This window comes from Stenotrophomonas aracearum, from assembly GCF_031834615.1.
Classification (GTDB): domain Bacteria; phylum Pseudomonadota; class Gammaproteobacteria; order Xanthomonadales; family Xanthomonadaceae; genus Stenotrophomonas; species Stenotrophomonas aracearum.
In genome coordinates, this window is sequence record NZ_CP115543.1 from 3,963,817 (window position 1) to 3,988,299 (window position 24,483).

The window sequence follows — 24,483 nt, forward strand, 5'->3', positions numbered from 1 at the left end:
GCAGAATTTGCTGCGCTCGAGCCTTGAATGATCAGATCAAAATCGGAGAATAGAGATGAGCCAAGCAACAGAAGCTGGCGCATCCCCGAATCAGGGGGATGCCCATTCCCATGGCGGCCTGTTTGGAGTCAATGCCGAGCTGCTGTTCGCCATAGTCTGCGGGCTGCTCCTCGTGACCGGCTTCATCATTGAGAAGTCGGGTGCGTTCGGTATCGCATGGTTGCCCACGGCGTTCTACATGCTAGCCTACGTATTCGGTGGATGGTTCACCCTGCGCGAAGCAATTGAAAACATTCGAAAGAAGCGCTTCGAGATCGATACGCTCATGCTGGTTGCGGCAGCAGGGGCCGCCACCCTCGGAGCCTGGGCTGAGGGCGCATTGCTGTTGTTCCTCTTCAGCCTGGGTCATTCGTTGGAAAACTACGCTATGGGTCGGGCCAAGCGCGCCATCGAGGCACTCGCCAAGCTGGCACCCGAGACTGCCCTGGTGGTTAAGCAAGGCGGGCCGGTGGAGGTGCCTGTTTCGGCGCTGGAGCCCGGCGACGTCGTTCTGGTGAGAGCGAATGATCGGTTGCCCGCCGATGGCTTCGTGGTCAAGGGATCCAGCAACGTCAACCAGGCACCGGTGACAGGTGAGAGCATTCCGGTGGACAAACATCCGGTGCCTGACGCCGAAGAAGCGAGGCGTCGTCCCGATGCAGTTGACATGGCGTCTAGAGTGTTTGCAGGCACCATCAACGGTTCCGGAGCGTTGGAGGTGGAGGTTAGCCGGCGCTCTACGGAATCCGCGCTTGCACGCGTGGTCAAGATGGTCAGCGAGGCCGAGACACGAAAATCACCCACTCAACGTCTTACGGACAAGTTTGAGCGCATCTTCGTTCCCTGTGTTCTCGCCCTCTCTGGCATTCTGCTGTTCTCGTGGGTGGTGATTGACGAGCCGTTCCGTGACAGCTTTTACCGGTCCATGGCCGTGCTGGTTGCAGCCAGTCCGTGCGCATTGGCCATTGCCACCCCAAGCGCTGTTCTAGCCGGCATTGCCCGGGCCGCGCGTAGCGGAGTACTGATCAAGGGCGGTGCCCCGCTGGAGGAGCTCGGCATGGTCACGGCAATTGCCTTTGACAAGACCGGGACCCTGACCGAGGGCAAGCCCCGCGTAACCGACATTGTCGTGGCGGAGGGCGTAACCGAGAAGGAGTTACTAGAGATCAGCGTCGCCGTGGAAGCGCTGAGCGACCACCCATTGGCGGCCGCCATCGTTGCAGACGGTAGGACGCGCCTTTCCGGCCAGGTCGCAGTGGTAGCCAGTGGATTTGAGAATCTCGCCGGACGAGGAGTACGAGCGGAGGTTGATGGCCAGCCTGCCTGGATCGGGAAGGCTGAAATGTTTGGGGCTGACGGGGTTCCGGCTTTAGGCTCGTCCGCCAAAGAAGGTATCGCAACGCTGCGCAATCGCGGCCGAACGACAATGGCGGTGAGACTGGGCGACAGGGATCTTGGCGTCATCGGCTTGATGGACACACCGCGGTCCGAGGCGCGCGATGCGCTGGACAGATTGCGTGGACTAGGCGTGAGCAGGATGATCATGATCTCTGGTGATCACCAGTTGGTCGCGCAATCTGTAGGCAGCGACGTCGGTGTCGATGAAGCGTGGGGCAACCTCATGCCAGACGACAAGGTTTCCGCGATACGTGAGATCAAGGCTAGCCAAAGGATCGCGATGGTTGGCGATGGCGTCAATGACGCACCTGCCATGGCCAGCGCCAACGTTGGTATCGCAATGGGCGCGGCGTCCTCGGACGTCGCTCTGGAGACTGCGGACGTTGCACTCATGTCGGAAGATCTGCGGCAGGTGGCCTTCTCGGTAGCCCTCAGCCGGCGCACTAAGAAGGTCATTCGTCAGAATCTGTACGTTAGCCTTGGCGTGGTCGCTTTGCTGGTTCCTGCCACGGTTCTGGGCTTAGGTATCGGCCCTGCGGTTGCAGTCCATGAAGGAACTACTCTTCTGGTCGTCATCAACGCGCTGCGGCTGCTCGGGTTTCGGGCACCCTGATCGTGGACATCCTGCTAATTGACAGCGATCGGTATCTCGTTCGCACGCTACTTGACGAATTGGAAGCCAAGCATCACACCGTGGACGTTGCCCTGGATGGGATCACAGGCTTACATCTTTCTGTGTCAAACAGCTATGACGCGATAATTGTCGACTGGGACCTTCCGCGGATGAGCGGATTGGACGTGGTACGCAGATTGCGACGTGAACACAATTCTTCCGTTCCATTGCTGATGCTTGCGTCCATGGCAGATATCGCCAGCAAAGTAGAGGCCTTTCGGACAGGCACTGACGACTTTGTCACAAAGCCGTTCGATCCACTGGAGCTGGAGGTTCGCCTAGAAGCACTAGTGGCCCGTTCTCGCGGCAGAGTCGGGATGCGCCGCCTTTCCGTTGGCAACTTGACTATGGACTTGGCCACTCTCGAGGCATTCCGCGCGGGAAACCGCCTTCACCTCTATCCTGCGTCTTGGAAGCTTCTAGAGGTCCTGATGCGCGAGAGCCCTGGAGCCGTTCCCAGGGAGCATCTCGAACGCGCGGTGTGGGGTCATCAGACACCTGACCATGACTTATTGCGCTCACAAATGTCTAGCCTTCGCAAGACCGTGGACGGGCCATTCAAGGACAAATTGATCCACACACTTCCGCGGTTTGGATACAGGCTTTCTATTCAGACCTCGATGGAGATGCGCGCAGCAGTGATGGAGGGCTCTGGAAGCTATGATTGAACGAAATGGCTTCTGCATTGATACCGGCCGTGCCTGGTTGGTGAAAGTTGATCGAGGTCAGTCATGAAAGGTGGTTGGCTTGCCGGCGTGCCGGCTGCAGTGTTCGCTTCAGCCTCGCTTTGGGGAATCTTGGCAATGCAGCCGTATGCGCCCAAGCCACACGAGTGGATGATGTGGATCCCGGCCACGGTTACTGCGTCCAGCATGACCATGGCTTGGGTCAGTGCCGCGATTGTGGATCAGATGCCGGCCATGTCGAACACGCGCGCTAGAAATCGTGCGGTTTTTTCGCGATGGACTCTCATGGTTGCGCTACTGGCAGCCATCGCCGTCTTCATTGCGTGCGTGACATCGAGCGAGCTTGATAGAGTGTTGGCATTGTTTGTTGGCGCGTCCCTAGTTCTATATTCCTCAGTAGAATCGCTTGTTGCGGCGGCACGTTGTCGCGCGAAGTTCGCCCCTACAATATTCGTCATGCTTCTACAATCGGCGGCGTTGGTGCTCACCGCGTTCCTGGTAGCCCACGATGAGCCGTCGCTCGACAGAGTAAGTGAAAGTTGGTTTACGGCGTGCATCTTGGCCTCGGGACTCTCTGCGCTCGCTGTCGCCAGATACTGGCAGGCGCTGTTGAACGACCCATTAGTCTCCTTTTCGCCAATGATTCGCTCAGTTTTGCGATTCTTTGCCGGCGACATGGCGTTGAGTACTTGGCATAGCAGGAGCCTGGTGAACGGTGACCCAGGGGAAGTGGCTGCCAAGGGGCCAGTCCGAAGGCGGCAGAAGCGTGGAAGAGAAAGCCGGCGGAGGCGATAAAGCGAATAGTCGGAAAATGGACTTGGAAAGTGATGAGGTGGGTCGGGACATGTTGGAGAGAAGAACTCCCGGGAGGGATAAGCGGGTAGAGGCTATCCTGATAGAACGCTACAAGAAGTATTTCATGAGCGAGAATTCGTTCAAACGCGGACTGGGTGTTCCTTGGCCAGCATTACGTAGCGCTATCATCAGCGAGGCAATGCGCTGTCACAGCGAAGTAGCTGGTACGCTCCCGCTCACTCTACAGCAGGCGGCCGCTGTGCTGAGTGTCCCACCCAGAGCACTGTTGGCGCTGAGCAAAAAGCATGCCGGTGAAAATGCAATATTTGCCTCCCTTTCAGGTAGTCGGGGGCTGGTACGAAGGGGGGTGGTATGCCCATGCAGGTTATTGCAGTGGGCATCAGAAGTGGACGCTGTCAGTGGATGGCGGGAAAGGCGGAGTGAGGTGGCGAGCATCGGTGCTACCGCGAAAGCTGCCGAGATTGTTGATCAGATTGGACTGCTGGAGTCGACCTTGGTTGAAGCAAGGATGGTTGATGTATCGAGAGGCGATCCTAAAGTGATCTCGCTTCGGCTGGATGAACGTGCACTGCCGATGAACATGGACGACATTCGCATGTGGCAGCAGCAGGAAGAGCGAGCATTGCTCGAAAGCCGCGATCGAGGGGTACGTGCTGTCTCAATTCCTGAGGCGCTATCGCTCCGGTGGCAGGACGAGGGCCTGCGTAGAGTGTGGCTGGACAGATTTCGTGTCACTCTGGTTCGCCTTGAGGCGCTACTGAATTACCATCGCAGTGATCTCAGGCAGGTTGCGATCCAGACAAAAGCTCAACTTCGAACGGTCGAACACGGACGACGAAGGCTGAGGCTTGTTATTTCGAGTGTTCGTTGACTGGGACCGCGGAAGCGAGCGTATGCAACTGGGCCGGTACTCTAATGGCCATAGTCGCCAGCTAGACGCGTCTTCATCCAATAAAAAGAAGGCGACCCTTGTGCATTGGGAAGGAGACCGTTGTCCTATGCAGGTCTGGGGGCCTAGGTCGCTTGTCTGGAAAGCCTTTGAACTGTGGGCCTAATGGCCGGCAGGTGGTTGGCCGCCGATAACTGTCGCTTGACGTGTACCAGAAAGAGTATTCTCGGACCAGACTTAAGGAGGGTATCGGGCCATGTCTCAGCCACCTGTTTGTCAAGTCTTAGACCTGAAAGCTGCCGCGATTCGGACCTTCGTACGAATCGCGCAGGCTTGGCGGTTGTCTGAGGATGAGCAAAGTCAGATACTGACCCTGTCCGAGCTGCCGCGCTCAGATGAAGATGTGAACCGAATGGTCGATGACACGGTGCTTCTCCGGATCGTGAACGCGATATCGATCTACGGAGCCTTGCACAGCCTGTTCCCGGATGCAGCTCAGGCTGATACATGGATTCATCGCGCCAATTCGGCCCCTCGGTTCGGTGGTGACCCAGCCATTCGGCTGATGTGTAGCGGGTCTGCGCGTGCCCTTGAGACAGTGCGGGACCATCTTGAAGCTCAGCTGCGTTGATTCCAAGCTAGCTGATACTTAGGTGAGATTGCGCAGATGGCCGCGTCGAGTTGGAGGAACCAAGCAGCTGTAGTTGCTCTTGCGAGCTTGGTCCCGACACTCGCGCATGCCGAAGGGAAGCGCGCGATGAGGTTTCGAGAAGATTTTCGCTCTGCGTCATCATTGTTTCAAAGGGGAAGGTAGGAGCATTCCTCGAATCAGATCGCGCGCACCAATGCGTTTAGATCAATGACTGTGGTTAGCCGACTATAGGCAAAACAGTGGCCATCGTGTCTCACCCTGGGCGACCGGGCCCGGTTATTGTGAAAGGGTCATCCGGAGGACACGCCCCTGAGACCGACCATACGTGCGGAGCTGATTCGAGATGCAACGAAGGCACTTGCGGCCCTCGCTGAGGGAAAAAGCGAAACCTTGGCAAGCAGCGCCTTCGCAATTTAGGCAGCGCGTAAGTCACACCGGCAGGCATCTGCGGAAGCGCACGATATCGACTCCGCTTTTGCTGAAGGGCCTGGAGTTTGAACGGGTATCTATCCCAAAGGCAGCCCACTTTTATCAAGAGAGGGACGAAGGGACCCGCGCTAGGCTCTTCTACGTTGCACTTTCGCGTGCCAGATCTTCCTTGATTATTTCATCCTCTAGCCCTGCGATGCGGCTTCCCGTTCCAAGTTGGCGTCAACCCAGTCTCCGCGTGACCATCGATGCTAAGCTCAGTGTCCTGAAACACTGAGCAGACGAGGTTTCGTCGCCCTGGAGAATGCTGACAGCCCACCGCGGCTAGCAAACATCGGCGTCCGCAAGCTTCGGCAGCAAGTGCGCCAAGAAGGAGGCGCTTGTATACGCCGCATAGGCTTGCCAACCATCGGACTTTTCCGAGTCAGCAAAGTCGCATACAGATTTAATGACGAGCGGTGTGGCCCCACATAATTCTGCAGCCGCCATGACTGCATATGCCTCCATCTCAACGCCAATAACCTCGCGGTGGCCTTCAGTGATCGGAGCAATTGCTCCGTCGTGCGCCAGCACCGATGCGCCCGAAGCCATCGGCCCGATATGCACGGATAGGCGGCCAGCCGGCACCGATTCTCGCCAACCCGCAGAGACCTCGGCGCATAGCCTCGCATCTCGACACTCTGCTTGAACTAGGGCGGCAATATCGCCCCTGAGCGCGCTTTGGTAGGGGGCCGCCCGAAACACCGGCAGTGGATCTGGCCCTTGAACGTGCTTTCCACTTCCCCAATCCCAGGTGGGGTCGGCAACAATGATATCGCCGATCTCAACCTTACCTCGGACACCTGCGCAAATCCCAACCATCGAAAGAACTCTTGGCTTGAACACTTGGGCTATCTTCGCCGCAAGTGCGGCGGACATAGGCATGCCCTTGCGAGGCGCGCACGCGGCCACTACCTTCAGTCTACGCGAGCCAGCCGTAGTCGTGCCGAGATAGTAACGAGTGGGATCACCAGCTACACTGTGCGGATTCCAGCCGAAGTTTAGGCCTAGGACAGCGTCAAGCTCCGGCGAACTAAGTGCCGTGATGATGGCGACATCGACAGGAGGCGTCCTATGCCGTGCGTTGCGGCTGATGATGTACCCCACTCGACCAGTAAGTACATCGATCCAGCTGTTCTCGTCTTCTCTGTAAAACTGCAAGGACGCGCCGCGGGCTGTCGCCTTAGTGATGGCTTCCTGCTCCAGCTCCTCTCGCGCGGTCACGAAGATGATCTCATCCGGGAGGATCGCTTTAGAGTCAACCGTCAACAGGTCCAACAGCGCGAATCCAGATTCCGGACTGGGACGGTCCCCAATGCTTTCCGGAAGATTCACGTCGATAAGGGCGATGTCGAACCGACACTCACGCATCCGCCTCCTGGCGTCAACAGCGTTGCTAACATGCACGATGTCCACAGCATCACCGTAGCTGCTCTTCAGCGGCGAAACAATCGCTGCAGCTTTGTCCACTTGATCATCAACAAGAATGATTCTTACGCCGGTCAATTGAGAATTCCTTTCAATAGTTCGGTGAGTCTACCTTTCCAAGCGTCTTCTGTCTGGCTGTAGTAGACATGGCCTAAATAGAAGTTTGGGAACGTCCTTTTCATCTCTGAGGCTATGTCTTCGATAGACACGCGACTCTGTCCTTCGCCGAACCCGTCAAACATAGTGACGATTATGGTTGGCATTGTTCTCTGACGCATCTTCATCTGCATCAGCAGATCTCGTCCCGCAAAGTTCTCCTGCGCCCCACCAGATGGTTCATCCGCCCCCACGTCAAAGTTTGGCATACTCATGTCGAGTAGCACAGCGTCATAGGTAACACTGCGATTGCAGATTGCCTTCAGCGCTGAGTTAAACGATCGCGCCTCATCCACGTCAACACCTTGCACAAGCTCCATAACAAAGGCCCTTATCTCAGCGGACTTGTCAGCATCATCTTCAATTAGGAGAATTTTCATCCGGAGCCTGAATATTGTAGGAAATTTCTACATAGAACTTGCGGTCATCAGAAAAGCCAAATTCGAGGCGGGGCTCCTCATAGAAAGGGGAATTGATCGAGCGCCAGAGCTTACGCAGGCCGCTACCACCTTCAACTTGAGCAAGTTTCAGAGAATCGCTCTTGCTTAGGCCTTCGCGAATCCCCGCTACACTGTCTCGCTGGCTCTGCGTCGGGACGCTAGGAGCCAAGGAACTCTCAACTCTAGCCGAGTACCTAGTCGGGGTTATGTCGAACGAGACAGAGACGTTGAGTGCGTCACCCTCAAGTCCAGAGTGCTCCACCGCATTCGACAGCACCACGTAGAATGCATCCACCATTCCGTCCAAGGTCCGCCCTGGCAATCTAACACTTCTATCGTATGAACCCACGTCAATCGTGGGCACGTGCGAGGACTCAGATGCTGTCTTTGCGATCATGTTATGCGCAATGTCTACGGGCAGGCCCGGCTGGTAGTCTTGTCGATCATAGACTTGACTGCGATGGAACCACGACGACACTTCATCAAGCCGCATGCGAAGTTGTGTTTTAGCGCGTGCGATACCATTTCTTAAATCTCCAACCGCCTGACTGTATGGCAATGAGTGGATACTATCGGTGAGCTGCTCGAAAGCGGAAGTAAAAGCAGGCTTAATCGTCCTGTCCAGAAGCTCTCTCACTTCGAGCAAGTTCTCATCCGTTTTATCCCAAAGGTTGTCAATACATACATCGATGAACTCGTCCATGGATCTGGATCGAATTGCAGAGCGCTGCATGAACCTTCGTTCTAAATTGGAAGACCTATAGATGAAAGCTGCCTTCGTGTCTTGCCTAACGTCCTTGACGCCGTGAGATATGGATATTTGCAGCCGTTCGTCGCGGAGCTCGTGCAGGATTCGGTCGAACTCCGCAGAGAAGGCGGCTAAGGAAGTCGCTACCCGTTGCCGAGCGGCACCGTCATACACCTCAAATCTGTCGTCCCAGTAGACGTTCGGCTTGTATCCCGAACCGGAGGCATTGCGTGAGCTAATTAGGCGCTCGTCCGCCAAAGGCTTCCTCAGCGTGTTCGCGAGGACACCGTGTCTGACCCGGGTACTCAGGTAAGCATTCAGCCCATGGTCCCCACGCAGAAACTCGTGGGTTACTTCGGTGAAGATCGAATCGAACTGGCTATCCGTCTCGGTTTCCGCCTCATCGACCAAGTGAACACTGGAGAGCGCCCTTCCAATCGAGATGCTCTCGGTCATGGGAATGTCCATCAGGGCATCCGCAATTCTTTCAACCACGGCATGTGAAGGGTCGCTGATTGCACCGGCGTTGGCTTTGTATCGCGAATACTGCCCCCCAATCTTTGACTTCAGACTTCGTTTGATCGCGGCTATGTCTACGTAGACCTTGCTTTGCTCAAGCAGCGATGTCCCCTTGGCGATCTCTTGTTTCTTAACTCGGTCGCGAATTTCATCCAAATAGCGCGAAGCGTCGTCGGGGTCAAGGGACGCAAGTTGTCTACAGACACTGATTCGCGCCTCCACGATCTCCTCAGTCCCATTGTAAAGAAGTGTCTGCCGCATGACTTCCGGCGTCCAAACCCGGTCCAAATACAGGATCGCTCTAGACGTGTTGGAAGGCCCTAGAATCTGGACAACGTCCGCGGCGCTCCGAATCTGGTGGTGTTCTTGGAACCGCTCGAACGCAAACCGCAATTGAGCCAACCTGGCGTCAGACGAGAACGCGTTGAACAACTCAAAGCTTAGCGGCACGTCGATCGTATCCGGCCAAGTTGCCGCGTCAGCTAGACCGCTGACTACTAGATCGAGTGGCAGCGAGGTTGGCACGTCCGGATTCGTGATGTGCGCATCAACCAATAACGACACGGCTTCCCCCCGGGCCCCGCACTTGGTCTTCGCCATAGCTAGCGCGGTGAGGACGCGATACCTCTCAGCGATCGGCGCATCTTCTAAAAGACAATTTAGCTGTTCGATCGCATCCTGCGCGCGACCGGTCTGAAGAAGGTGACGCGCAATGTAGGCACGGTGGCGATTCAAAGAAATCTGCACCCCCAACGAGCTCGGGTCTTTCCCGAAGTACAACAGCTCAATGGACGCCAGCGTAGTTCTATAAAGATCGGCGGCGACGATGGATGCTCGAGCCTGCTTTAAAGCAGTCGGCCTTGCGCACGCAAGCGTGAGTGGCGACACCCACGCGTCGTATACCGCGATCGTCTTCATCTGATCGATCATCGGCTTGTCGTTCTCCTGCTGAAGACAGGCTAGAACGACCTCCCGAAGATACAGACCCCAGGTATGTCCGTAATGCACATCCACCGTAGAGAAGATCGAGGTGGCCTCACCGTATGAATTTTCATCCAAGCGAAGTACGCTCATGAGGCTCGAGCAAAGGGCCGAATGCGCAGGGGAGAGACTTGGAATCGCGCAGCCTGACCGTACAGCTGCTCGCGCTAGGAGCGTCAACATTGCAGCATCAGTGGGGTCGCACTCTGCCAGGTACTTACCTCCCTGCTGCAGGACGTCTTCATACCCGCTCTGGAAATACGACTCAAATATCTTCGCCCGGGCGACAGCCTCAGCTCCGGCATCAAGTTCTACAACACATCCGAATGCCAAGCCAAGAGGGTCGAGCCTGCGGTCTTTAATGCGACGGCGTAGCAGTGAGACGGGCCTTTCCAAAGCCGCAGAAACAACCATCGGAAGTCGATCAGCTGTGGCCATATCCTGCAGCGTTGTGACCAATGCCTCATAATGATCGATCAGGCTCGCTTGCGCCTCGAAGAAAAGGTAGGCCGAAAGCTCACTTGGGTTGGCGGTGGATACATCGCTGACTCGGCTCGCAGCGTAGCTCCGGAACACGTCTGACACATCATTGAGCTTAGCTAGAACTTCGTCTTTGAGGAAGCGCTTAGTTCCACGGCTCTCTGCTCGGCGAGAGAGGTAATGAATCAGAAATGCTGAGATCGACTTCGGCGCTGCGGCATCGAACTGTTCTTGGACGCGCTGCCGCTCAACCAGAGGCGCGTTGTCACCAAGCGTCAACCAAGCTTGTGCGAGCCATAATGAAACACCAAATCGCCTCTCATGCGAGATCAGAGACTGCGCTGCATTTTCGAACCGCGACAGCAACATACTCGATTCAAATTTATTCCGTGCCGCAACGTATTCAGCGATCGCGTCGCTGTGGAGTAGGCATCTACACACCGCCCAGACGACCTCATTAACTGGCCCTACGGGTGCGCCGGCGGCTTGGATCCCGAACATATCTTTGTAGGCTTGAGGGAAAGGCTCGCCATGAAATGGAAGGAGACGTTTGGGCTCATTTATGAGCTTAGGGAACCGCTCGAAGAGCTCCGCGGGCGTGCTATTCGCCTTCAATAGAAAGAGAGTCTCCCTAGCGAAGTCCCCGCCCTGGCGAACAGCGCCGATAGAGCGGTGCAGCGAGTGCTTCCGTTTGCCTTTTCGGGCCATGATCTTCCTTGCAGTGTAGTTTCGACGATCGCGGGTTCTTCTACGAACGACTCTAGCCTGTGGCGAGAGGCCGCCTCGGCGTACTCTATCGAGGTTTAGATCGGGTTGGAACTGGCTTCGCGGTCAGCGAGTGCGAGGCCGAGTGATCCAGACCCATGGCGAGGGTCGGATGATGTCGCCAGGCGGTTTTGTTCTTGGGATTGCGCAATTGCAGGCAAAGCTGCGCCTCGCCCCAGGCAATATCCTGGGCGACCTATCCCAATCCACATCTCAGCGCTGGCTGCCAGCCAGCCCACTCTCCGTCAGGCGACGTTTCCCCTACGTCCGTAGCAGTTCGCAACCGCCGGACGATTCTCGCTGAACATTCTACGTCGCTTTTTTTGCTCGGATCCGCGCGGATTGCTCTGCTATGAACTTGTGCATCTCGGATCTGGATTCTCTCGCCGCCTGTGGAATATCCATCGCAAATTGCAGTGATAGAGATTTTGCGAGGGCAAATTGCGCGGGTGTGGGGGCCTTAAGATCCCAATCAATCAGTTCGGGAAACGCCTTCGATAACTCAGTTGAGAGCTTACTCCCGAATGCCGCCAAGTTGCCTTCGTCCTGAAGCCGCAAAAGCTGCCACTGCATCCGCTTCTGCGCGTCTTCCGTAAGGCCAAGCTCGATAGTGAAGTCCAAATCGGTACATACGAGAAAAAAAGGCATAGTGCTCCACCGATACTTTTAAGTAGCCTACCTTTAAAGTCGTAGTCTTAAAAGTATCAGATCAATAGCTTTGGCTCATGGATGAACATGAGCTACTGCCCAAAATTGGTTCCGCGCTTAGAGCTCGTCGCGTCGCCCTTGGCCTCAGCCAAGAGGCGTTCGCAGATAAGATTGGGATGCATCGGGCCTACTATGGGCGAATCGAGCGCGGTAGAACAAATTTGACTATTGGCACTCTCAATAGGCTGGCTGGGGGATTGAAGGTGTCCTTAGGCGCACTCTTTACGTCGGTGGAGGCTGAGTCGACTCGTGACGCCGGCCTGCTATCGGGGTCAGATGGTGGTTGACCACTTTCGCCATGAACCCCTGCCCCTGCACACGTAACATGCTATTCTCAAAAAGCCCACGTAACAAGACTGGATGGACAAGTGGCTGTTTTGGAGCGTGTCGCACGCCAATCCCGTGGAGAAGCGGGAGGGGCTAAGAATTCCCTTGGCCCTCTGCCGATGATCTTTTGGCAGGACAACAGCCCTTGGCGAGAAGTCAATTTATGGATCTCGCAGAAGAATGGTGTTGATGGCGCAACATTAAAATCTCTAATGACTCACCTCCTCGCATATGCCAAGTGGCTTGAGGAGACGGGTACACACTGGTGGCACTTTCCAGCAGACAAGGAGGACAGGTGCCTATTCCTCTACCGATCATTTCTAATTCGAGAGATAGCTGCCGGCAGCATTAACCGGCGGACCGCCGCGTCCAGGATTCGCGCCATCGTCCAGTTCTACCGCTGGGCGAACACTCACCACCTCATTTCCCCTGAGTGGCCGATGTGGCAAGACAGGCATATTGGTGTGCGTGTCTCAACCAACTTCGGCTTTGAAAGAACAATTCTGAAACTAAGCACGGATCTTCGCATTCCAGAAAGGCCCGCACCTTCTTCCACAGCTCTCGAAGACAACCTGCTTCCCATCTCTGCAGACGACCAAGAGTCAATCCAAGCATATGCGCGCCAGCATGGAACGGAAGAGCTGCAGCTGTTCCTGAGTTTGGGATTCCGCACAGGACTTCGGCTTGGAACAATATCGGACCTCAAGGTCCAAACTCTACATAGAGCCACGCTCGATCCGAACATGACCGGCTTCATGAGGATTCGCGTCGGGCCTGGGGCGCAGCCGCCGGTCGCGACCAAGCACAATGCGAATGGCACCATACCCATCCACAAGAGCGATCTTGATGCGCTGATTGCATATGCGACGAGTACCAAACGCCTAAGAAGATCGGCAAGCACCAGCTCAGAGCACCGTGACCTTCTGTTCCTCACTAGGTCAGGCCAGCCATACGCGGGAAAAGCCGGAGAGAATGAGTACCGCGCGATGGAGATGGAGATCTCACGGCTTAGATCTCGCGCAAGGCAAGATCGCTTTACCGCAATGAACGGGTTCAAGTTCCACAGGACCCGCGCTACTTTTGGAACCAGCACGGCTCGACTGTTTCTCAAGCATCTCAAGGTAGCTGACGCCCTAGCACTGTTGAGGGATCTAATGCTGCACTCCGACGTTGCGACAACCCTGAAGTACGTGAAGTTCATAGAAACCGGAGATCTCATCTCCTCTCTAGCGGACGAGTACACGCGAAGCTACCTGAAACTTACCGATGCTCGCTAAGCAGCCTAGAATTCCGAACCTCACCCTTCCGGGCTTGCCGCAAGGCCCGTCTCAGGTTCCACTGGATCTACAGCACCATCTGTATCTTGGCATGTCCGAGGCGATGATTGGCGTTGCTGCCAGAATCATCTCAGAGCGCCGAGCGGGCGAACCGATCCTAAGCAGACTCTCACTCTTGAGAAGTGTGCATAAGGGGCTAACGGACATGATCAAGAGCGGTGCAAGCCCGCAATCGATAAGGAACACTTGCAGATCACTTCGATACTACTTTGCCTGGTGCGACCGAGAAGGTCGACTAGAAGGCGAGTCCGAAGCTTTTTCAGACTTCACAGACTGGTGCAATCATCTCATTGATAGGGCAAATGGCCTGGTCAAGCTACCAGATTCCAGAGCTGCGCCGTTGGGTGCAAACCCTAGGGCGACGCAACGCAAAGACAGGATCGACATCCAGACCGCATTAGATCTGGCTTCTGCCGTGTCCCGCACCTTCACTCCTGCCCTTGGCATTGAACGCCCGATCGTCCGCTTTACGCGACTGCCCGCGCTTGCCGCGAAAGCTCGCGCGCCCTACAAAAAGAGCGATGCCATCTCCTTTGGGGAGGCATCCAACTTCGGCAGATTTCTAGTTCAGATATGCGATCAACTCACTGTTGAGAAGGTGCGGTCATCAATCCCGGTTCAGATAGAGCTAGAGTCAGGGCATACGCTCACTGAATGGTGCAAATTAAAGCCGCCGGAGAACGTAAGGGCACTCCAGGGCCTCACTTCTGTTGGAAGCCGAAATGTAGTAATCCGCGACCGAAAATTATGGGAAGAGGACGGAACTGTTCGCACGCGATACACGCTCGTCAACCTTCGGATTGAATGTGAGCTTCTGATTTTTCTCTCTCAGACGGGCATGAACCTAGCCCAAGCCCACTCATTGGGAAGAACTCACTTTCGTTACCAAAGTGCAGACAGCGACATTCATGTTTCCGCTCAATACAAGGCACGAAGGGGGGGCGACGTAAACTTCACAGTGTTCAAGGAGTACAAGAAAATTCTTCAGCGCTACCTGGAGTGGCTCGATGAGTTTGTACCCATTGACCAAGACGATCGCCTCTTCCCGTTCTACTATCCGTCTGCGATTCCTGCAGAGCATTCGCCCCCCAACTTTAGCTCCGTACGCATCAAGTGCAAGAAAGTTGGACTGCCATTCGTTGGCCCTCAGAAGCTCCGCAGTCTTCGCGTCAACTGGTTCCGCGTGAGATCCAGTGATGCAGTCGCGGCGGAAGTGGCACAACACACTGAACGGACTCTCCGCGATGTCTACGTGAGGCCATCCCATCCCGTCGCCGCAAGCGAGATCAATCGATTTCATGCCGAGGGCGAAGCCAGCCGTTCACCACCTGCGGCTGGCGACTGCGCCAGCAGTGATGGCCCGAGTCCCATAGCTAGCATGCCTGAAGGCGTGACCACTCCCGATTGCTTGAATGCAGCCGGCTGCATGTTCTGTAAGTATCATCGAGATGTGTCTAGCTTCGACTACGCCTGGTCGCTTGTCACATATCAGCAGCTAAAGCGCGCCGAGCTAGCAACCCACATCCAGGCGCCCAACAGACCGCCTCCACCGGTTGAGGCAATCCTGCTCCGCGTCAGCCAGAAGGTCACTGCATTTGCTGAGTCCAGCGCAGTAAGAGGCCAGTGGATCGAAGAATCCCGAGAACGGGTCACCGAGCGTAACTATCACCCATTCTGGGCGGCGTCTATTGAGATGCTGAATTAGATGAAAGAAGACATGCACTTCAGCTTGAGCCTGACCCACCCAAGTGTGTCGCCGACTGCGCCAAACTTCAAAGTTCCTGGCTTCCCACCTCCCCCGCACCATCCGGTCTCTGTAGCAGCAAATGGAACAGTTCTAAGCGTTTTTTCTGATTCATGCTGGGACCTGACTCCAATGGCCAGAAAGATCACTCGCATCTACTTCCGAGATGGGGCCGATGATAGATGGCGCATCATGGACCCAGCCAACGGAGCGATCTTTAGAACCGTTGCCTCGTACTGGCTGTGGGGCCGTATTGGAGTCGCGACAGCGACAGAGCTGAGCACGCGCGTGCAACTTATGAAGCCGATCTTCGCTCTTTGCGCAAGCAATGGCGTTACGGCAGACAGACTGCACCGGCATCCGCGAGTCGTGTCAAAGATTGCAAAGCTGATCAAGCCATCTGGAGCGAAGCACACTCTTCGTATTCTTCATGACCTCTATGAGGCTCGCGACGATCTTGGATTCTTCATCCTGCATCGTGATCAGATCGTCGCACTTGCCGCTAGGCTTCCGGATCATCAAAGGATCCAGACACCGTACATCCCGCCCCGCATCTGGACGTTCGTAATGCAGCGCTCTCTGCTTTTCATCGATGAGTTCCTCGCAGTAGCGGAAGAATACTCAACGACGTTCACGCAGCTGGTTGATGAGAAGCTCCAAGAAACCGGTACGCCCGCGCAGCCAACGCGCGCGTTGACAGCCTTAGCATCGAAATGGCTACTCAACACCCATAGCTTTACAGACGTCATGTCGAGCATTGCCACACTGGTCAATTTGTCCGCGTCAATTCAGATCATCTCCTATTCACTAATGCGAATTGAAGAGGCGTCAAGCCTGCCCCTCAATTGTCTAGTGATTGAGAGAGATGCTCTGGGAGACACAATCTATCTGCTTCGCGGCAAAACTACGAAGACAGTCAAGGACTACAGCGCTAGATGGATAGTGTCCTCTGACTGTGAGCGGGCAGTACGCGCGGCCAAGATTGTCGCCAAGCTTAGGCTTGACAGCAGACGGAAGCGGCTGGGCGAGGAATCAATCATCCCGGACGACGCCCCCCTCTTTCCTAGGTCCTATGAACCTTGGCAGGGTCGCAAGTCAGCACCGGAATCCCATTACTGGGATCTTAACGTTACCAAAGATCCCCAAGAGCTCCCAAGGGAGCTAGCGAGGCATCCTAAGCTCATACCATCGTCATCGTTGGAGATTACCGAGACGGACATGGTCGTGAGCCGACACCTGAACCCTATGGCGCTGGCTACAAAGATTGAGGCTGGACTCACTTGGCGGCTTGGGTGGCATCAGTTACGGAGAACTGGTGCGGTTAACATGCTCTCGTCAGGCATAGTTAGTGACCTGAGCCTTCAGTATCAGCTTAAGCACACCGGCCTCACCATGTCCCGCTACTACGGACGAGGCCACTTACTCTTGGGCGCAAGAATGAACGATGGCGCCAGGGGCGAGTATGTTCGCAACATGTATCAGATCCTCGCACATGAGTTTTCCAACCTGCGAAGCGACCAGTTCGTCAGTCCTTATGGCGAACGACACAAGGATCGATTGATTAATATCGTGTCCGCGACCGATCATAAGACTTTGGTCGCCGCTGGAAAGTCAGGGAAGATACAGTACCGACAGCATCTCCTCGGTGGTTGCGCGACTCCCAAGCCATGCAGCTTTGGAGGCTTTGAGAACGTTGTCGCGTGCAGCCTCCCCAAGCCTTGCGAGTACCTTCTGTACGATAGGACGCGGGTCGACAAGTTTCGCCATCTCTTGGATGACACACTGAGGAGACTTGCAAGTGCAGCTCCGGACAGTCCGCTTCATGTGGCTCTGACGGGCCAAGTGAAGGCGCTTAAGAGTGCAATCAACTACTGCGATTCAAGCAATGAAAATTAATAAGGCAGAAATTGCATTCATCGAGGCGTTTGAACGCCTTAAGGCAGGAAGATCCCTCATCTGCTCCATTGGCACGCCGGTTTCCCAGGCCAGTGTTGCCCGAGAGGCAGGTGTCACTCCGTCGGCACTGCGGAAATCTCGCTTCCCGCAGGTGGTTGCCATGATCCAACAGTGGATCGATGCTCATGAACTGCCAGATAGGCCGACCACTGGCTCCAGGATACTCCAGCGGCAAAAGGCACGAAGCCTGCGTCAGCGGATAGACGACCTCACCCAACAGCGCGACGAAATGGCGAGGCTACTAGTGGCAGCTGACGCGCAGATAGTCCAGCTCACCCTGGAGTGCGGCAGACTTCGGGCTCTTGCGCCCGAGAACAATGTGACCTTTTTTCCCCAGAAGAAACCGACAGCCAAAGAAGGTTGAGCGGACGTTGCAGGCCTGCCTCGCAGCTATAACTTTGCAGCTTCTAGTAACGTGGAAGCCGACAGCCCCAAGGCGTCGGCGAGCCGGATGAGCGTTGTGAGACGACAATCCTTCTTGCCCTGTTCGATATGCCCTAGCTGGGTCCGGTGCATTCCCAACTGCTCCGCAAAGTCCTCCTGAGACACTCCCAACGCCATCCGTCTCGCCTTAACGGCGGCGCCAAGGGCTAGCTGGGGCTTGAGAGTGCTCACTCCCTAAGCTTTCGTTTTGTAGTACTTTTGGTCTACAGTACTTACGGTAGCATCGCGACCGGTACTGGCCGGGCATCGGGCGACCAGGACTACTTAAGGACCATGGCAGGAATGCGAGCATGAGCTTCTTCTTAGTAGATGCTGAGTCAGAGTTCACCCTCGAGCTTTCGCTGAGCCCGGAGTCCGAAGTGGACCTCCGTCGACAGATTGCGAAGCTCCAGCAGTGTGCCGACGCAGGTAATCTATCCAGACGACTTGCCACCGAACTCTCTCGACTAGTTCCTGAGATGCTCGATTGGGACATCAAGCGACCGACGAAAGCCCAGATCGCTTACGCCCGCTCCATTTGCTACCAGCAGAAGATCGAGCTTCCAGAACGAGCCATGGAGTCTCGGCACGCGATGCACCTTTTTATCGCTTCGCGCGGCCAATGGCCTTGAACCGCCACCGGCTCGGACGACCGCTGAACAGGCGGCTGTAGGCTCTACCCGCCGACGGGCATGAGCCTACGCACCACGAAATCACGTTGCACTCCACATAGTCTCCCCAAACCAACAGTATGCTGATGGCTGGGTTCGTCGCCCCAGCGAGACGTCCATCTTCAGAGGGCCAACTGCGCTGACATTAATCTGCCGCGGTCAGGACCGCGATCTAGCCTCGGTGCGCCAGCACCTGGGAGCACCGGTGGTGGACGCCCGCTCAGCGCCGACCAGTGGAACACCTCTATCTCAAGTATCCAGCCCAGCCCCGCGCCTGCGCTAGCTACATCACTTGTGAGCTGATGCCAGTACGAAAGCTACATGGCCTATCGACTTCTGATTTGCGCTGATCTTCTTCTCAAGCAACTCAATGAGCTCCGCTTCGTTCTGGCCGGAAGGTGCGACTACTCGGACCGCTGTGGCCAGATTACCGCTGATCGCCAAGACACCCTTGAGCGTGATCCCAGTAGACAGCGCGTTCATGAGGCGCCCCCTGTTCTCCTCTGACATTGGCTCATCGGTTCCATCGGCACGGCTGGGCACGCCCAAGTCCGGGATGAGCTCCACTGCAGAGGAAGCCTCCTCGACAGAGAACTGAATTTGCCAGCCTTTATCCGGCTTCTGCGTCATATGCCAAGCGCTCGACGAGAGCTCAACGCCCCGATTGAGAAGCACCCACTGCTTCGTTCGACTGACTTGGAAGATGTGGACCGGCCACCGGAAGAACTTGGGCATGTGAATCTCAGCGACGCGGGTCGCCTGCGAAGCAAACTTCGCCAGTACACGATAGGCGCTCTCGTAGCGAAGCTGCCCAACAATCAAGTAATCCTCTAAACCTCCCAGGAGCTCAGAGATCGTAGGCGTGAATGGCTGACGCAAGTTCCAGTGGAAGGCGTGGAAGCTGTCAACGTCTCGGTCGCTGTGGAAGAACTGCGATTCAACCATCTTCTCGCCGTGAATCCCAACGTCTACAGCCGCCATATCTCCACGAATGAAGAGGTATGCAGCATCCTTGACCTGATCGAGGGGTACCTGCTGGACATCACATGCCTGAGTGATGTTCAGAATGTAACGACCATTGGCACGTCGTTCCTGCAGCACAGTGCCAAATCGAACATGCCGCTTCAGCCACTGGAGGCGCTCACTGGTGGCAGCGCGCTGTAGATGATCGGCGTACTCATCGAATTGTTCTTCCCGAGCACCTGCCATTACCTCCTTTAATCGCTTAGCGACCTCAGTTCCTCCAGCTCGCGGCGACAATCCGACGTCTGAATCAGCGAGCTTACCGGCGGCGCCCTCGATCACTTCAGCAACTTCAGCGACCGCAGTCGGCTCGACCTTCTCACGCTCAGGCACAGCTGGAATTTCCCCTAGCACTTTCCACCAGGCCGGTCGATGCCAGATTACGTCGGACATCAAACTCCTGATACCCAACTGCGCATCCCGAAGCTCAACACCTCTGGTAAGGATGGGCATGATCTTGTCACGCTCCTGATCCATGACTCGCTGAAGCGCCTTGACGCTTTCAAGAACAGCCCCGCGCTCCTCTGCCTCTGCCATGACGCGACGGCTAAGCAGATCGGACAAGTACTCTTCAATCTCCATTGAGTCATCCTTGGCAGTCGCTTCCAATACCGCAAAGGCACTGCCATCGAGATCAAGCAGCCTGAGCTCCATCGCCCTTGCCGCATCCTCAAGACTGACCTTCCAAGCCTTGACGAAGTTCTCCATAGGAATGATGAGGCGGCGCTGGCTCGCAAGCTGGGTCAAGGCCTGCGCCCAGCGCTCTTTGATCACCACCACTCCACCGCCAGGCGCGGGCGATGGCTTCTCCAGAATTCGGAAACGAGCGCTGGAGACTGCAATTTCCTTCTTGATGGTCTGCATGTTGGCAATCACACCGCCGCCGTTCGACGTCATGAGCACTACGAGAAGAGGCTTCTCCTCCACTTCATGCAGCTTCAACAATTTCTTGATGTATGGCGCGGTCTCATCCGGGCTTTCGCCGACCAAGTAGTAGTCGATCACGAGAAGATCGAAGATGTCGCCCGGCGCCTCTACCGTATCGCTCGGCGCCGTACGAACAACAGGCTCACTGCCTGTCCAATCTTTCACCCACTCGATGACCTTGCGCACCGAGGCGCCTGCGGCAATGATCTTCTCTCTGGCGGTCTCATATGGAACCCGAATGGATTCCGGCGCCTCCGCCAGCACCTCCGGGATGTGGAGGCTATCGAACAGCTCATTCTCGTTGCCAGTCTTCCCTCCGTGAGCGGCTGCAACAGCCACCAGCGCTTCGTTGTCGTCATCGGTGGTATCACGCAAGATATCGGATACCAGATGCGCAGGCGGCGAGGCCTGGTCGACATCAGTGAGCGCAGGCCTATCGCGAAGGTCGTCATCGACAAAGAGGACCTTCCGAATGCCGGCGTCCTGGATCAAGTCCTTGATTTCCATCATTGCTTCCTTGGTAGCTCGAGAACAAAAGTGTTTAGACCACCGCAGTCGCCGACGGAGGCATCAAGATACAGACGCCCTTGGTGGTACTCGGCGACTTCTCTGGCCAGATACAGGCCGTAGCCCTTACCCTTGGCGCGCAAGCTGAATCCGGGATGGAAAACACGCTCCCGATCGGAAAGCTTGACCCCGGGGCCATTGTCCGTAACCGACACGGTGTTTGAGCCTGGATCAATATCAATCGTGATTTTCGCCGACACGGTCTTGTCATCACGCTCGGCCAACCAGTAGACCGAATTACTGATGAGGTTCTCCAGAGCAAGACTGAGGAACCCTGGAACCATGTTCACAAGGAATGCCTCGGAGTTTTCCGGCTTTTCGATCACAAGACTGATCTCATGCCTGGCAAAGCGCGTCTCGTAACCAGAGGCGATCGTTCTCACTAGGCGCTCTACGTCGATGTCCTTTTTTACATGGCGAGCACCAGGCATGAGAGGGTCCATCTGCCGCAGGCGAACATTGATGGCTTTGATCTCCTGCTCAAGCTTGTCGAGTAGTTCCTGCGTATCTTTGTCAGCTCGACCGGAGATCTTCCTGATGAGCTCTCTCGTTTGGGCCGTGGTCCGGGTCAGCTCATGCATTACGCCGTGCATCACATTGCCAACGCCCGCAAGCTCAAGAATTTCTTCTCGGCCTTCTCCAGCCTTCTCCACAGCGCTCTCAAACTTTGTGACCTGGGCGGAAATGAAGTGAAGATGCGAGTCGAGGGAGCTAATGGCCCGCTTGAGTGGCTCGGGAGCTGAAGTGCGAAGCGAAGCAATATCCTGCTTGGCCAGTGTCAGTCGGTCTGCGAGAGTCGAAGTTCCATCGCTGACCAGACGCTCAAGATCTTGCTGCCGGGTCTTCTGATCCTCCATCTGTACCAGAGCGCGAAGGGGGTTGATGGCGACGCGAATGAGCAGTTCTTTGAGCGCCTCCACCTCCGGCGTCGAGATCAGGCCCTCTCGATTTGTTAGATCCCGAAGATTTGGGTTTCCACGATGCGTAATCTCCAGGGCGCCCATGACCTGAATTCGATTGACCACGTAGCCACTGCCACGGAGGGCTTTCGCATCCAAACCAAGCCAGTCACCGTCCTTGTCGGAACCAGTAAAGCCGACACGGAAGCCGTCTCGGTAGATGGCAATGCCACCCGACCACATATCTAGCTCTCTACGCACCAAGTCCCAATCCTGCTTGACCTTCTCGCGAAGCTGACGGCGATTGAAACGAAGAATGTGGAGCTTGAATGGGCCGATGGCCTTCAAGGTATGGAGATCGATAGGCGTCGCTTGATCGTTGACCGCCACTGCGTGCTTCTTTGCCTTTTTCCTGGCGCCGTCGGTATCGGTCAGTATGCGAAGGACCGCGCTAGCTGAGCGCGGCTGCTCTTCAGCGCTATCCACATCCTCGCCAGTGGTCAGCTTCATCCACAGCAGTGGATCAGTCAGTGACAAGACACCCTTGGGGTCAAAGCGAAGCTCAAGGACTTGGTCGGCATGACCCCGCATCGAGTCATGAAGCGGGGGAGTCGGAATTGGCCTTGAACCGTTCACCGAGACCCGAATCTTGAATTTTCTGACAGCCGAGAAGGGACTGCGGAGGCGTCTGATGAATGACTTCAGGCCACCGAGCTGCTCATTACTCTCAGTCCAGTCGCTCTTCAGTGGGAATACGCGTACCTGTGTACCGCTGGCACTCTCGCCAGGGATCTTCAAACGGCTGGTTGCGATAGGAATGTCACTAACTTGCAGATCAGCATTGTCGAACTGGCGCCAGTCAAACTCCACCGCCGTAGCTCGCGACGAGCCCTCGATCCAGGTAGTGACCTTCGCTCGGTCGCCGAGCCTCATCATGGCCAAGCGACCAATGCCCTTGTTACCCAGGCGCTCAGTGCCATCCGGGCTGCTCGGATTTAGGACTTTGTTGTCTGTGCCTACAGTGAGGAAGACCGGCACGATCGTACTGGAGGCCATTCCATGACCAGCGTCAGACACTTGGAGATAATTCAACCTCTCCAAGATGTCCACAATCGCGTCATCGCTGCGGGCGCGACCAATTTCTTCAATGCAACCATCAAAGTGATCGACTGCAACCTTCTTGAGGTCTCGCTCCTCGATTGCATTGTTCAGCTCCACGATCACGCCTTTCCTGACGTTCGCAAGCGTCTCACTGCTATCCCTAACCATCTCGATCAGGCTTGCCACCTCTGCAGGAGGGATCGGGCAAACGATAGTTACGTCAGCATTGGGAGAGCCTGCGTCGAAAGCGTTCTTGATCAACTCATTGATCGCGATCTCATCGGACGTGATGAGCTCCCGGCCAAGATGGAGAATGGTACGCGCGGCAACCCGGAATGACTTTGGTCCAGTAGGCTTTTTGACCCGCTTCGGAGCCACCTTCAGCTTCTGCCGCCGAACTGACACTACTTTCTTTTTGCGGGTTGCCATCGCTTACACGTCCCTTTGCTAGTTCCGCCAAGATTTCCATACCCGCCGAGCTCTCTTCTGTACCAGCGGGCGCGCCTAGATCGAATCTAGGACCTCTCGGACGGCATCTGACATGTATTCGGCAGCTTGTGCAACTTCTTTAGCGGTCGTCGATCGCCCAAAGCTGATTCGAAGCCCCTCACTAGCCGTCTCTTCATCCAAGCCAAGCGCTCTGAGGACCCTAGACGCCCTCAACTCCCCTGCAGAGCAGGCTGCCCCCGATGAGACCGCCAGCAATGGCAGAAGCCTTGCCAGCAAGTCCGGCGCTCCTGCCCCAGGAAAGCGGACGCTAAGGTGCCCGGGCAGACGATCCGACGGGTGGCCGATGACAACTGGCGATATGCCATGGCTCGCGAGGGCGCCGATGAACTGCGAGGCCATCGCCTGAAGATGAGCGCGCGCTTGTCCCATACGATCTCGAGCAAGCCGAGCCGCAACACCCAGCCCGACAGCCAAGTAAGTGGGAACGGTGCCGGAGCGCACCCCGCCCTGCTGCCCGCCTCCGTGAAGAAGCGGGGACAGCTCGGTTTTGAGCGTAGGGTCGAGCCAGAGCGCACCAATACCCGCAGGACCGTACAGCTTGTGACCGGAGATGCTCAGAGTGCTGATCCGCATGTCCTGGACAGAAATTGGAACATGGGCCGCCGTCTGGGATGCATCCACGTGAAACAGATGACCTTCGCCCGAAATAGCGGCACCAATCTCAGACAGCACCTGGATGGTGCCGATTTCATTGTTGCCATGCGCCAGTGCCACCAGTGCGCGTCCCCTGCCGGTCGTCAGTGCACTCTTCACAGCCGCAGGAGAGATGCTTCCCTGTGCATCATGCTGCAGCCGACCAACGCGGCACTGGCCAGTCTCGGCCAGGTGATGGGCCACCTCAACGATGGAGCTATGATCCAAGGAACTGAAATACAGACCTCCGATGCAATTGCCGGCCAGACCTTTCAGGGCCAGATTGTTTGACTCAGTCGCGCCGGAGGTGAAGATCACTCCGTCCGGGTCAGCGTCGAGAAGGTCTCCAATGTGCTGCCGCGCATCGTCAATGGCTCTGGCGGCGCGATGTCCAGGCAAGTGGTCGGCGTGAGGATTCGCGTGAGAGCCACCTAGCCATTCCATCATGGCATCTACGACCTCGGGCAACGGGGGCGCAGAGGAGGCAAAGTCGGCATAGATGGGCTCTAAATGCTTCAT

The 24,483-nt window shown here is 56.1% G+C and carries 19 protein-coding genes; 10 read left to right on the plus strand and 9 right to left on the minus strand.

Annotated features, from left to right (window positions below):
- The first annotated feature begins 55 nt into the window (after nucleotides 1-55).
- A complete protein-coding gene (locus PDM28_RS17805) occupies nucleotides 56-2,050 on the plus strand; it encodes a heavy metal translocating P-type ATPase (protein ID WP_311183058.1) in 1,995 nt (664 codons plus the stop codon).
- A 2-nt stretch (nucleotides 2,051-2,052) separates the two neighbouring features.
- Nucleotides 2,053-2,778, plus strand: coding sequence for a response regulator transcription factor (locus PDM28_RS17810; protein ID WP_125359994.1), 726 nt, complete (start codon nucleotides 2,053-2,055; stop codon nucleotides 2,776-2,778).
- 239 nt (nucleotides 2,779-3,017) lie between these two features.
- Here the strand turns inward: PDM28_RS17810 and PDM28_RS17815 are convergent, their stop codons facing one another.
- Entirely contained in the window at nucleotides 3,018-3,473 is a 456-nt protein-coding gene (locus PDM28_RS17815; RefSeq protein ID WP_311183059.1) for a hypothetical protein, read from the minus strand.
- An 89-nt stretch (nucleotides 3,474-3,562) separates the two neighbouring features.
- Between PDM28_RS17815 and PDM28_RS17820 the strand changes: the two genes are divergently transcribed.
- Nucleotides 3,563-4,483 (plus strand): hypothetical protein, encoded by a 921-nt coding sequence (locus PDM28_RS17820; RefSeq protein WP_125359996.1) that lies wholly within the window; start codon nucleotides 3,563-3,565, stop codon nucleotides 4,481-4,483.
- Between the two features lie 1,013 nt (nucleotides 4,484-5,496).
- Complete coding sequence (locus PDM28_RS19325) at nucleotides 5,497-5,859, plus strand: 3'-5' exonuclease (protein ID WP_125359998.1); 363 nt, start codon at nucleotides 5,497-5,499, stop codon at nucleotides 5,857-5,859.
- A gap of 47 nt (nucleotides 5,860-5,906) precedes the next feature.
- Here PDM28_RS19325 and PDM28_RS17825 read toward each other — a convergent pair whose 3' ends face one another.
- From PDM28_RS17825 to PDM28_RS17840, 4 genes are all read right to left on the minus strand, one after another.
- On the minus strand, nucleotides 5,907-7,127 hold the full coding sequence (locus tag PDM28_RS17825; RefSeq protein WP_125359999.1) for a phosphorylase family protein: 1,221 nt from the start codon (nucleotides 7,125-7,127) through the stop codon (nucleotides 5,907-5,909).
- Nucleotides 7,124-7,585 (minus strand): DNA-binding transcriptional response regulator, encoded by a 462-nt coding sequence (locus PDM28_RS17830; protein WP_125360000.1) that lies wholly within the window; start codon nucleotides 7,583-7,585, stop codon nucleotides 7,124-7,126. The genes PDM28_RS17825 and PDM28_RS17830 overlap by 4 nt, the downstream gene beginning before the upstream one ends.
- The gene (locus tag PDM28_RS17835; protein WP_311183060.1) at nucleotides 7,566-10,742 is read right to left on the minus strand and encodes a hypothetical protein; all 3,177 of its coding nucleotides are present in this window, start codon (nucleotides 10,740-10,742) and stop codon (nucleotides 7,566-7,568) included. The genes PDM28_RS17830 and PDM28_RS17835 overlap by 20 nt, the downstream gene beginning before the upstream one ends.
- A gap of 705 nt (nucleotides 10,743-11,447) precedes the next feature.
- Nucleotides 11,448-11,786, minus strand: coding sequence for a hypothetical protein (locus PDM28_RS17840; protein ID WP_125360002.1), 339 nt, complete (start codon nucleotides 11,784-11,786; stop codon nucleotides 11,448-11,450).
- Nucleotides 11,787-11,863: 77 nt separating this feature from the next.
- Here PDM28_RS17840 and PDM28_RS17845 point away from each other — a divergent pair, with 77 nt between their 5' ends.
- The 5 genes from PDM28_RS17845 (at nucleotide 11,864) to PDM28_RS17865 (ending at nucleotide 17,574) form a co-directional block, all read left to right on the plus strand.
- Entirely contained in the window at nucleotides 11,864-12,133 is a 270-nt protein-coding gene (locus PDM28_RS17845; RefSeq protein ID WP_125360003.1) for a helix-turn-helix domain-containing protein, read from the plus strand.
- A 252-nt stretch (nucleotides 12,134-12,385) separates the two neighbouring features.
- On the plus strand, nucleotides 12,386-13,450 hold the full coding sequence (locus PDM28_RS17850) for a hypothetical protein (protein WP_311183061.1): 1,065 nt from the start codon (nucleotides 12,386-12,388) through the stop codon (nucleotides 13,448-13,450).
- A 91-nt stretch (nucleotides 13,451-13,541) separates the two neighbouring features.
- Nucleotides 13,542-15,215 (plus strand): hypothetical protein, encoded by a 1,674-nt coding sequence (locus PDM28_RS17855; protein WP_311183062.1) that lies wholly within the window; start codon nucleotides 13,542-13,544, stop codon nucleotides 15,213-15,215.
- A gap of 408 nt (nucleotides 15,216-15,623) precedes the next feature.
- Entirely contained in the window at nucleotides 15,624-17,150 is a 1,527-nt protein-coding gene (locus tag PDM28_RS17860) for a site-specific integrase (protein ID WP_311183063.1), read from the plus strand.
- Nucleotides 17,140-17,574: a hypothetical protein gene (locus PDM28_RS17865; RefSeq protein WP_311183064.1), complete on the plus strand. Its 435-nt coding sequence runs from the start codon at nucleotides 17,140-17,142 to the stop codon at nucleotides 17,572-17,574. The genes PDM28_RS17860 and PDM28_RS17865 overlap by 11 nt, the downstream gene beginning before the upstream one ends.
- A 26-nt stretch (nucleotides 17,575-17,600) precedes the next feature.
- Here the strand turns inward: PDM28_RS17865 and PDM28_RS19330 are convergent, their stop codons facing one another.
- Nucleotides 17,601-17,825, minus strand: coding sequence for a helix-turn-helix domain-containing protein (locus PDM28_RS19330; protein ID WP_425507613.1), 225 nt, complete (start codon nucleotides 17,823-17,825; stop codon nucleotides 17,601-17,603).
- 119 nt (nucleotides 17,826-17,944) lie between these two features.
- Between PDM28_RS19330 and PDM28_RS17870 the strand changes: the two genes are divergently transcribed.
- The gene (locus PDM28_RS17870) at nucleotides 17,945-18,265 is read left to right on the plus strand and encodes a hypothetical protein (protein ID WP_311183065.1); all 321 of its coding nucleotides are present in this window, start codon (nucleotides 17,945-17,947) and stop codon (nucleotides 18,263-18,265) included.
- 327 nt (nucleotides 18,266-18,592) lie between these two features.
- On the opposite strand, the gene PDM28_RS17875 is transcribed toward PDM28_RS17870, so the two are convergent.
- From PDM28_RS17875 to PDM28_RS17885, 3 genes are all read right to left on the minus strand, one after another.
- Nucleotides 18,593-20,761: a hypothetical protein gene (locus PDM28_RS17875; RefSeq protein ID WP_311183066.1), complete on the minus strand. Its 2,169-nt coding sequence runs from the start codon at nucleotides 20,759-20,761 to the stop codon at nucleotides 18,593-18,595.
- Complete coding sequence (locus PDM28_RS17880; protein ID WP_311183067.1) at nucleotides 20,761-23,250, minus strand: sensor histidine kinase; 2,490 nt, start codon at nucleotides 23,248-23,250, stop codon at nucleotides 20,761-20,763. Before PDM28_RS17880 ends, PDM28_RS17875 begins: the two co-directional genes overlap by 1 nt.
- A 75-nt stretch (nucleotides 23,251-23,325) precedes the next feature.
- Nucleotides 23,326-24,483 (minus strand): cysteine desulfurase family protein, encoded by a 1,158-nt coding sequence (locus PDM28_RS17885; protein ID WP_311183068.1) that lies wholly within the window; start codon nucleotides 24,481-24,483, stop codon nucleotides 23,326-23,328.

Coding starts and splice junctions, on each gene's coding strand:
- PDM28_RS17865 (WP_311183064.1), top strand. CDS start 17,140: ATGAAAATTAATAAGGCAGAAATTGCATTCATCGAGGCGTTTGAACGC.
- PDM28_RS17880 (WP_311183067.1), bottom strand. CDS start 23,250: ATGGCAACCCGCAAAAAGAAAGTAGTGTCAGTTCGGCGGCAGAAGCTG.
- PDM28_RS17835 (WP_311183060.1), bottom strand. CDS start 10,742: ATGTTGCTGTCGCGGTTCGAAAATGCAGCGCAGTCTCTGATCTCGCAT.
- PDM28_RS17855 (WP_311183062.1), top strand. CDS start 13,542: ATGTCCGAGGCGATGATTGGCGTTGCTGCCAGAATCATCTCAGAGCGC.
- PDM28_RS17875 (WP_311183066.1), bottom strand. CDS start 20,761: ATGGAAATCAAGGACTTGATCCAGGACGCCGGCATTCGGAAGGTCCTC.
- PDM28_RS17885 (WP_311183068.1), bottom strand. CDS start 24,483: ATGAAGCATTTAGAGCCCATCTATGCCGACTTTGCCTCCTCTGCGCCC.
- PDM28_RS17870 (WP_311183065.1), top strand. CDS start 17,945: ATGAGCTTCTTCTTAGTAGATGCTGAGTCAGAGTTCACCCTCGAGCTT.
- PDM28_RS17840 (WP_125360002.1), bottom strand. CDS start 11,786: ATGCCTTTTTTTCTCGTATGTACCGATTTGGACTTCACTATCGAGCTT.
- PDM28_RS17805 (WP_311183058.1), top strand. CDS start 56: ATGAGCCAAGCAACAGAAGCTGGCGCATCCCCGAATCAGGGGGATGCC.
- PDM28_RS17815 (WP_311183059.1), bottom strand. CDS start 3,473: ATGTCGCCGGCAAAGAATCGCAAAACTGAGCGAATCATTGGCGAAAAG.
- PDM28_RS17845 (WP_125360003.1), top strand. CDS start 11,864: ATGGATGAACATGAGCTACTGCCCAAAATTGGTTCCGCGCTTAGAGCT.
- PDM28_RS17830 (WP_125360000.1), bottom strand. CDS start 7,585: ATGAAAATTCTCCTAATTGAAGATGATGCTGACAAGTCCGCTGAGATA.
- PDM28_RS19325 (WP_125359998.1), top strand. CDS start 5,497: ATGCAACGAAGGCACTTGCGGCCCTCGCTGAGGGAAAAAGCGAAACCT.
- PDM28_RS17850 (WP_311183061.1), top strand. CDS start 12,386: ATGACTCACCTCCTCGCATATGCCAAGTGGCTTGAGGAGACGGGTACA.